Raw genomic sequence first — 8,218 nt, 5'->3', positions numbered from 1 at the left:
GTTTGCCTCTCCCGCTTGCGGGAGAGGCAAACGCGAAGGTGCTCGACATCCTGCCGTTCTTCGGCCGGGGGTACACCGGCGTGATCCGACCTGAAGCCATCACGTTCTAAGGGCACGCCCAAGACCCGCATCACCAGATCCAAGGCCGCGGCCAAGCGGCCCATCCAGGAGGTTTCATGCAGCACGATCTGACCGCGGACCCGACCGCGGCACCCACGGCCGGCGGAGCCACCCGCCGCCGGCATCCCAGCGTGTTCGAGCCGGCGACGCTGGCCCTGATCATCCTGCTCTGCGTGTTCGGCGCCATCATCGGCATGCAGATCCTGGTCAGCCTCGGCGTGTCGGCGAACACCTCGCTGATCGGCGCCCTGGCGGCCATGGTGCTGGCGCGCATCCCGCTGGGGCTGTTCGCCCGCTACCGCTCGATCCACGTCCAGAACCTGGCGCAGAGCGCCATCTCCGGCGCCACCTTCGGCGCCGCCAACAGCCTTTTGCTGCCGATCGGCATTCCCTATGCGCTGGGACGGCCGGACCTGGTGCTGCCGATGTTCGCCGGCGTCGCCCTGGCGATGCTGCTCGACGCCTATCTCCTCTACCGGATGTTCGACACCAAGGTGTTCCCGGCCACCGGCGCTTGGCCGCCCGGCGTGGCCGCGGCGGAGGCGATCAAGGCCGGCGACGAGGGCGGCCGCAAGGCGGTGCTGCTGGGCGTCGGCGTCGCCATCGGCGCCGTCGGCTCCTTCTTCAAGATCCCGATGTCGGCTTTCGGCATCGCCTTCATCGGCAACATCTGGGCGCTGGCGATGTTCGGCATCGGCCTGCTGCTGCGCGGCTATTCGGGGCCGCTGTTCGGCGGCGAGGCCTTCGCCGGGATCATCCCCGGCGGCGACATGATGAAGGCCTATATCCCGCACGGCGTGATGATCGGCGCCGGGCTGGTGGCGCTGCTGCAGGTCGCCTCGACCCTCCTGCGGCGCGAGGCCGACAGCGGCAATCGCACGCAGTCCGACGCGGCGCTGCGGCGGGCGCTCGGCCTCGGTACCGCCGGCTACATCGCGCTGGCCATGCTGATCGCCGTGGCCGGCGGGCTGTGGGCCGATCTGTCCTGGGGCATGCTGGTCGCTTTCGTGATCTATGCCGCCTTCGCCGCCTTCGTGCATGAGCTCATCGTCGGCCTGGCGGCGATGCATTCCGGCTGGTTCCCGGCCTTTGCGGTCGCGCTGATCACCCTGATCATCGGCATGCTGATCGGATTCCCGCCGACGGCGCTGGCGCTGCTGGTCGCCTTCTCCGCCGCCACCGGCCCGGCCTTCGCCGATATGGGCTACGACCTGAAGGCCGGTCACATCCTGCGCGGCAACGGCGCCGACCCGGAGTTCGAGCGCGACGGCCGGCGGCAGCAGCTGCTGGCCGCGATGGTTGCCTTCCTGGTGGCGATCGTCGTCGTCTTCTTCTCCTGGGAGGCCTATTTCGCCCAGGACATGCTGCCGCCGGTCGACCGGGTCTACGCCGCCACGATCGGCGCCGGCGTGGCGCCGGAGGTGGCGCGGTCGCTGGCTCTGTGGGCGATCCCCGGGGCGCTGGTGCAATGGCTGGGCGGGTCGAAGCGGCAGATGGGCATCCTGTTTGCCACCGGCCTGCTGCTGCTGGCCCCGCTGGCCGGTTGGGCGGTGCTGGCCGGCATCGTCATCCGTGCCTTCTGGACCCGCTGGCGCGGCGAGGAGGGACGCAGCGAGATGGAGGTGGTCGCCGCCGGGGTGATCGCCGGCGACGCCCTGTTCAGCTTCTTCGACTCCGTGGCCAAGCCGTTCACCGGCCGGCGCTAGCCGCAATCTGCCGCCGCTGCACGAAGTCTATGAAGGCGCGCAGCGGCGGCGGCATCTGCCGGCGGCTGGGGTAGTAGAGATAGAAGCCGGGGAAGGGCGGGGTCCAGTCCTCGAGCATCCGCACCATCCGGCCGGCCTCGACCAGCGGCCGGATCTGCAGGTCGAACAGGTAGCCGATGCCGACGCCGTCCAGCACCGCCCGGATCGCCACCTCCGGCTCGGTCACCGTGAGCGGCCCTTCCACCGCCACCTCCAGCTTCTCCGCACCGCGCTCGAACTCCCAGCGGTAGAGGCTGCCGTCGGTCGGCCAGCGGAAGTTGACGCAGCGATGGTGCCGCAGATCGCGCGGCGTCGCGGGCGTGCCGAAGCGCTCGATATAGGAGGGGGCGGCCACGACCATCAATTCGAGTTCGCCGCCAAGCTTCACGGCCACCATATCGCGCTCGACCATCTCGCCCAGCCGGATGCCGGCGTCGAAGCGCTCGGCGACGATGTCGACCAGCCGGTCCTCGACCACGATGTCGAGGGCGATGTCCGGATAGGCCTGCTGGAACGGAGCGATCAGCGGCGCCAGGCGATGGATGGCGGCGATGCGCGAGGCATTGAGGCGCAGCACGCCGGCGGGGGTATTGCGCAGGGCCTGGGCCCGGGCGACTGCGGCGTCGAGATCGGCCAGGGCCGGCAGCAGCCCGGCGAGAAGCCGGGTCCCGGCCTCGCTCGGCGCCACGCTGCGGGTGGTGCGGTTCAAGAGCCGCAGGCCCAGCCGCTCCTCCAGCCCGCGGATGGTCTGGCTCAGCGCCGATCGCGACAGGCCCAGCTGCGCGGCGGCGCGGGCGAAGCTGCCATGCTCGGCGACCGCGGCGAAGGCCCGCAGCTCGGCATAGTCGCTGCCCCGCATTGTGCACCCTTCCCTTAACAGCCCATGCGGATAATGCCGACTTCTTGCACGAATGTCAGCGCGCCATCTTCCGGGTCACCCTCTTGGGAGATGACGATGAGCGATACCCTGTCCCTGGACCATTATCGCCTGCTCGGCCGTTCCGGCCTGCGGGTCTCGCCGCTCGCCCTCGGCGCCATGACCTTCGGCACCGACTGGGGCTGGGGCGCCGACGAGGCGGAGGTGCGCCGGATCGTCGACGCCTATGTCGACCGCGGCGGCAACTTCATCGACACCGCCAACCAGTACACCGAGGGCACCTCCGAGCGCCTCGTCGGCAAGGTCGCGGCCGACCGGCGCGACCGGCTGGTGATCGCCACCAAATACACGCTGCCGCTGCGCCAGGGCGACCCGAACGCCGGCGGCAACCACCGCAAGAGCCTGGTCCGGTCGGTCGAGAGCAGCCTGCAGCGGATGCGGACCGACTATATCGACCTGCTCTACCTCCATGCCTGGGACTTCACGACCCCGGTCGAGGAGATCCTGCGCGCCATGGACGACGTGGTCCGCGCCGGCAAGGTGCTGTATGTCGCGATCTCCGACGCTCCGGCCTGGCAGGTGGCGCGGATGCAGACCATCGCCGATCTGCGCGGCTGGTCGCCGCTGATCGCGCTGCAGATCGAGTACAGCCTGATCGAGCGGACGGTGGAGCGCGACCTGATCCCGATGGCGCGGGAGCTCGGCCTCGGCGTCATCCCGTGGTCGCCGCTGGCCAGCGGCGTGCTGACCGGCAAGTACGGCCGGGCGGATCTCGAGATCGGCGGCGGCACGGCGGCGGCCTCGGGCACGCGCAAGAACGTCGCCGCCGGCAACGGCGCCCTGACCGAGCGCGGCCTCGCCATCGCCGAGGAGGTGAAGGCGGTGGCGGCGGAGATCGGCAAGACTCCGGCGCAGGTGGCCATCGCCTGGACCCTGCTGAACCCGGCGGTGACCGCGCCGATCATCGGTGCGCGCACCGTGGCGCAGCTGGAGGACAATCTCGGCGCGCTCGACGTGGTGCTGTCGGACGGGCAGCGGGCGCGGCTGGAGGCGGCGAGCGCGATCGAGCCCGGCTTCCCGCACGAGTTCCTGGCCCGGCCGCTGACCCGCAACGTCATGTTCGGCGGCGTCCGCATCGCGCCGCGGGCATAGCCGATCCTCGTCTGGCGGCCCGGCGAGGCTGGACAAAACTCGCCGGGTGCGGCTGGCCCGCGACTGCTGTCACCAAACTGCATAAGCTTCCGGGTACACGGTGTGTGCACCAGGAGGCAGCACATGACTGAGCTGAAAGACACCGGGACCCGCAGCTGGCTCGAGATCGAGCTCGAGGACGACATGGACGAGGAGCTCGAGCAGGCGGTCGATGACGCCCGCGTCCCGCCCGAGCTGCGCGCCCTGCTCGAGAAGCGGCAGAAGAACACCCTCGACCGCCACACCTATTTCAGCGAGCTGCTGCGGATGCAGGGCGAACTGGTGAAGCTGCAGGACTGGGTCCGCCACAAGGGCCTCAAGATGGTGGTGCTGTTCGAGGGCCGCGACAGCGCCGGCAAGGGCGGCGCCATCAAGCGCATCACCCAGCGCGTCAATCCCCGCACCTGCCGGGTGGTGGCGCTGCCGGCCCCGTCCGACCGCGAAAAGACGCAGTGGTACTTCCAGCGGTACGTGCCGCATCTGCCGGCCGCCGGCGAGATCGTGCTGTTCGACCGCAGCTGGTACAACCGCGCCGGCGTCGAACGGGTCATGGGCTTCGCCAGCGAAGGCCAAGTCGAGGACTTCTTCCGCGATGTGCCGGAGTTCGAGCGCATGCTGGTGCGCTCCGGCATCATCCTGGTGAAGTATTGGTTCTCGATCACCGACGAGGAGCAGCAGCTGCGCTTCCTGATGCGCATCCACGACCCGATCAAGCAGTGGAAGCTCTCGCCGATGGACCTGCAGTCCCGCGTGCGCTGGGAGCAGTACACCAAGGCCAAGGAGGCGATGTTCGAGCGCACCAGCATCCCCGAGGCGCCCTGGCACATCGTGGAAGGCAACGACAAGAAGCGGGCGCGGCTGAACTGCATCTCGCACCTGCTCTCCATCGTCCCTTATGAGGAGGTGCCGCACGAGGAGATCGCGCTGCCGGAGCGGGTGTTCGATCCCCATTACGAGCGCCGGACGCTGCCGGCCGAGCTCTACGTGCCCCAGCGCTACTGAGGGCCGCAGCCGGGCGCGGCGGCCCCGCGCCCGGGACGCCCGGCGACCTATGCCGAGGGCGAGGATGACCTATCCTTCGATGTGCGGGATTGTCGGTCGGCACGATTGCCGGGACAGCCCGGTTTCCGCGATCCTTCCCCTCACAGTCAGGCACCGGCGAGTGGCCTGTCATCGGTGAGAGGTGAAGCCATGAAGATCGTCGTCATCGGCGGCAGCGGACTGATCGGGTCCCGCGTCGTCGCCCTCCTGCGCGCATCGGGGCACGACGTCCTCGCCGCCTCCCCGAGCACGGGCGTCAACACCCTGACCGGGGAGGGGCTGGCCCAGGCCCTGGCTGGCGCCGAGGTGGTGGTCGACGTCGCCAACTCGCCCTCTTTCGAGCCCAAGGCGGTGCTCGCCTTCTTCGAGACGGCGGGCCACAATCTCCTCTCCGCCGAACGCAAGGCCGGCATCCGCCATCATGTGGCGCTGTCGATCGTCGGCACCGACCGGATGCCGGACAACGGCTATTTCCAGGCCAAGGTGGCGCAGGAGACGCTGATCAAGGCGTCCGGCGTGCCCTACACCATCGTGCGCGCCACCCAGTTCATGGAGTTCCTCGGCGCCATCGCCGATTCCGGCGTCGTGGACGGGACGGTCCGCCTCCCGGGCGGCCTGTTCCAGCCCATCGCCGCCGAGGATGTCGCCGCGATGGTGGCCGAGGCCGCGGCCGCGCCGCCGTATGGCGGCAGCTTCGACATCGCCGGCCCCGACCGGGCGCCCTTCGACCGCATCATCGCCCGTTATCTCAAGGCCATGGGCGACCCCCGGCCCGTCGTCAGGGATGATGCGGCCCGCTACTTCGGCGGCACGGTCGCGGAGACCTCGCTGGTGCCGCTCGGCGAAGCCCGGATCGGGCGCATCACGCTCGACGCCTGGCTGCGCGACCATCGCCCCGCCTGACCTCGACACCGCCGATCAAGGACATTCCTCCATGAAGCACGCCATCCTCGCGGCCCTGCTCGTCGCCGCCTCCACCGGCCCGGCCTTCGCCGAGGCCTCAGGCTCCAAGAATGCCCGGGTCACGCTGGTCTATGAGCACGCCCTGCCGGACGTACCCGGGAAGAGCGTGAAGGGCGTCCTGGTCGAATACGGTCCGGGCGGCTTCTCGCCCGCGCACACCCACCCCCGGTCGGCGCTGATCTACGCCACGGTGCTGGAAGGCGCCGTCAAGATGCAGATCAACCAGGGGCCGGTGCGCACCTTCAAGGCCGGCGAGAACTTCACCGAGATGCCCGGCGACCACCACGCCGTCAGCGCCAATGCCAGCGAGACCGAGCCCGCGAAGCTGCTCGCGGTGTTCGTCGTCAACACCGACGAGACGGTGCTGGTGACGCCGGACCTGAAATAGGCCGGAAGATCAGGCGGCTTCGCGCCGGCCGAGCCAGAGGTCCAGGTCGGCCAGGGCCCGCTCGCTGTACAGGCTCTTGCGGTCGCGGCCCTTGACCTTCTTCTGGCCCGGCTGCCGCTCCGGGATCTCCGGCGGCGGGAACAGGCCGAAATTGACGTTCATCGGCTGGAAGGTCTCGGAATCGCCGCCGCCGGTGATGTGGCTCAGCAGGGCGCCCAGCGCGGTGGTGACGGGTGGCGGCACGATGGCTTGGCCCAGCCGTTCCGCCGCCGCCATCCGCCCGGCCAGCAGGCCGATCGCCGCACTTTCGACATAGCCTTCGACGCCGGTGACCTGGCCGGCGAAGCGCAGCCGCGGCATCGCCTTCAGCCGCAGCGCCGGGTCCAGCACCCGCGGGCTGTTGATGAAGGTGTTGCGGTGCAGCCCGCCCAGCCGCGCGAACTCGGCGTTCTGCAGCCCCGGGATCATGCGGAACACCCGCACCTGCTCGGCGTATTTCATCTTGGTCTGGAAGCCGACCATGTTGAACAGCGTGCCCAGCGCGTTGTCCTGGCGCAGCTGCACTACGGCCCAGGGCCGGCGGTCGCTGTGCGGGTTGGTCAGGCCGACCGGCTTCATCGGGCCCCAGCGCAGCGTGTCCGGCCCGCGCTCCGCCATCACCTCGATCGGCAGGCAGCCGTCGAAATAGGGCGTGTCCTTCTCCCAGTCCTTGAACTCGGTCTTTGGCGCGGCCAGCAGCTCGCGGATGAAGGCCTCGTACTCCTCCTTCGACATCGGGCAGTTGATGTAGTCCTTCCCGGTGCCGCCGGGGCCGGGCTTGTCGTAGCGGGACTGGAACCAGGCGGTGTCGAAGTCGATCGACTCGCGATGGATGATCGGCGCGATGGCGTCGAAGAAGGCCAGCTCGGCCTCGCCGGTCAGGCCGCGCACCGCCTCGGCCAGGGAAGGGGAGGTGAGGGGGCCGGTGGCGATGATGACGCTGTCCCAGGCCTCGGGCGGCAGGCCGGCGACCTCGCCGCGCTCCACCGTCACCAGCGGGTGGTTCGCCAGTTCGGCGGTGACGCCGGCGGAAAAGCCGTCGCGGTCGACCGCCAGCGCGCCGCCGGCCGGCACCTTGTGGGCGTCGGCATGGCGCAGGATCACCGATCCGCAGCGCCGCATCTCCTCGTGCAGCAGGCCGACCGCGTTGTACATCGCGTCGTCGGAGCGGAAGGAGTTGGAGCAGACCAGCTCGGCGAAGCCGTCGGTCTGGTGCGCCTCGGTGCCGCGCACCGGGCGCATCTCGTGCAGCACCACCGGCACGCCGGCGGAGACGAGCTGCCAGGCGGCCTCGCTGCCGGCGAGGCCGGCGCCGATGACGTGGACTGGGCCAGGGGTGGCGGGGCGCGTGCTCATCGAACCGATCTCCTGCGAAGGGCGAGACTGATACGCCGATCGTTTCGTCCAGGCAACGGGCAGGCAACGGGGCGGGCGGGATCCGGCGCCTTTGTCATGCCACGCTGCAGCATGTATCTAGGACAGTGTGCGCATGGATGGGGAGGGACATCGCATGGCGTCGAGATGGGCCTGGCTGCTGGCGGCGACGGTGCTGGCGCTTCCTCCCGCCGCCGCGATGGCGCAGGACGCGCCGGCCACCGGCGCCAACAACTCCTGCATCTTCGCCCATGACGGCGAATGCGACGAGGCCAACGGCACCTGCGCCCCCGGCACCGACAGCGCCGACTGCCGGCCGGACGCCAAGGCCGATCCGGCGAATTCCTGCCGCTTCGCCTTCGACGGCAGCTGCGACGAGCCCGGCAAGGGCTCCGGCCTCTGCTCGGCGGGGACGGACACGGCCGACTGTGCCGTGGCCGCTCCCGCGCAGCAGACCCCGCCGGCCCAGTCCGTGCCGCC

Annotated in this window: 8 protein-coding genes; 6 read left to right on the top strand and 2 right to left on the bottom strand. The window is 70.1% G+C overall.

Translation table 11 applies throughout. The features are described from left to right. Nucleotides 1–176: 176 nt before the first annotated feature. Complete coding sequence (locus P409_RS19540) at nt 177–1,826, top strand: OPT/YSL family transporter (RefSeq protein ID WP_052120966.1); 1,650 nt, start codon at nt 177–179, stop codon at nt 1,824–1,826. Here the strand turns inward: P409_RS19540 and P409_RS19535 are convergent. Further along, the gene (locus tag P409_RS19535) at nt 1,810–2,724 is read right to left on the bottom strand and encodes a LysR family transcriptional regulator (protein WP_034841936.1); all 915 of its coding nucleotides are present in this window, start codon (nt 2,722–2,724) and stop codon (nt 1,810–1,812) included. The genes P409_RS19540 and P409_RS19535 overlap by 17 nt on opposite strands. A 96-nt stretch (nt 2,725–2,820) precedes the next feature. On the opposite strand from P409_RS19535, the gene P409_RS19530 reads away from it, so the two are divergent. From P409_RS19530 to P409_RS19515, 4 genes are all read left to right on the top strand, one after another. Beyond that, entirely contained in the window at nt 2,821–3,894 is a 1,074-nt protein-coding gene (locus P409_RS19530; RefSeq protein ID WP_034841931.1) for an aldo/keto reductase, read from the top strand. Nucleotides 3,895–4,017: 123 nt separating this feature from the next. Then, complete coding sequence (gene ppk2, locus P409_RS19525) at nt 4,018–4,935, top strand: polyphosphate kinase 2 (protein WP_034841927.1); 918 nt, start codon at nt 4,018–4,020, stop codon at nt 4,933–4,935. A 189-nt stretch (nt 4,936–5,124) separates the two neighbouring features. Further along, nucleotides 5,125–5,877, top strand: coding sequence for an SDR family oxidoreductase (locus P409_RS19520; protein ID WP_034841924.1), 753 nt, complete (start codon nt 5,125–5,127; stop codon nt 5,875–5,877). Nucleotides 5,878–5,908: 31 nt separating this feature from the next. Then, on the top strand, nt 5,909–6,325 hold the full coding sequence (locus P409_RS19515; RefSeq protein ID WP_034841919.1) for a cupin domain-containing protein: 417 nt from the start codon (nt 5,909–5,911) through the stop codon (nt 6,323–6,325). A 9-nt stretch (nt 6,326–6,334) separates the two neighbouring features. On the opposite strand, the gene trmFO is transcribed toward P409_RS19515, so the two are convergent. Beyond that, nucleotides 6,335–7,720 carry a methylenetetrahydrofolate--tRNA-(uracil(54)-C(5))-methyltransferase (FADH(2)-oxidizing) TrmFO gene (trmFO, locus tag P409_RS19510; protein ID WP_034841914.1) on the bottom strand — a complete coding sequence of 462 codons (1,386 nt, stop codon included), beginning with the start codon at nt 7,718–7,720 and terminating at the stop codon, nt 6,335–6,337. Nucleotides 7,721–7,874: 154 nt separating this feature from the next. Between trmFO and P409_RS19505 the strand changes: the two genes are divergently transcribed. After that, the coding region (locus tag P409_RS19505) for a hypothetical protein (RefSeq protein WP_034841910.1) at nt 7,875–8,218 on the top strand (344 nt) is incomplete at its 3' end.

Source organism: Inquilinus limosus MP06 (assembly GCF_000767795.1).
In the GTDB taxonomy this organism is placed as follows: domain Bacteria; phylum Pseudomonadota; class Alphaproteobacteria; order DSM-16000; family Inquilinaceae; genus Inquilinus; species Inquilinus limosus_E.
This window is presented reverse-complemented; position numbering and strand designations above follow the sequence as displayed.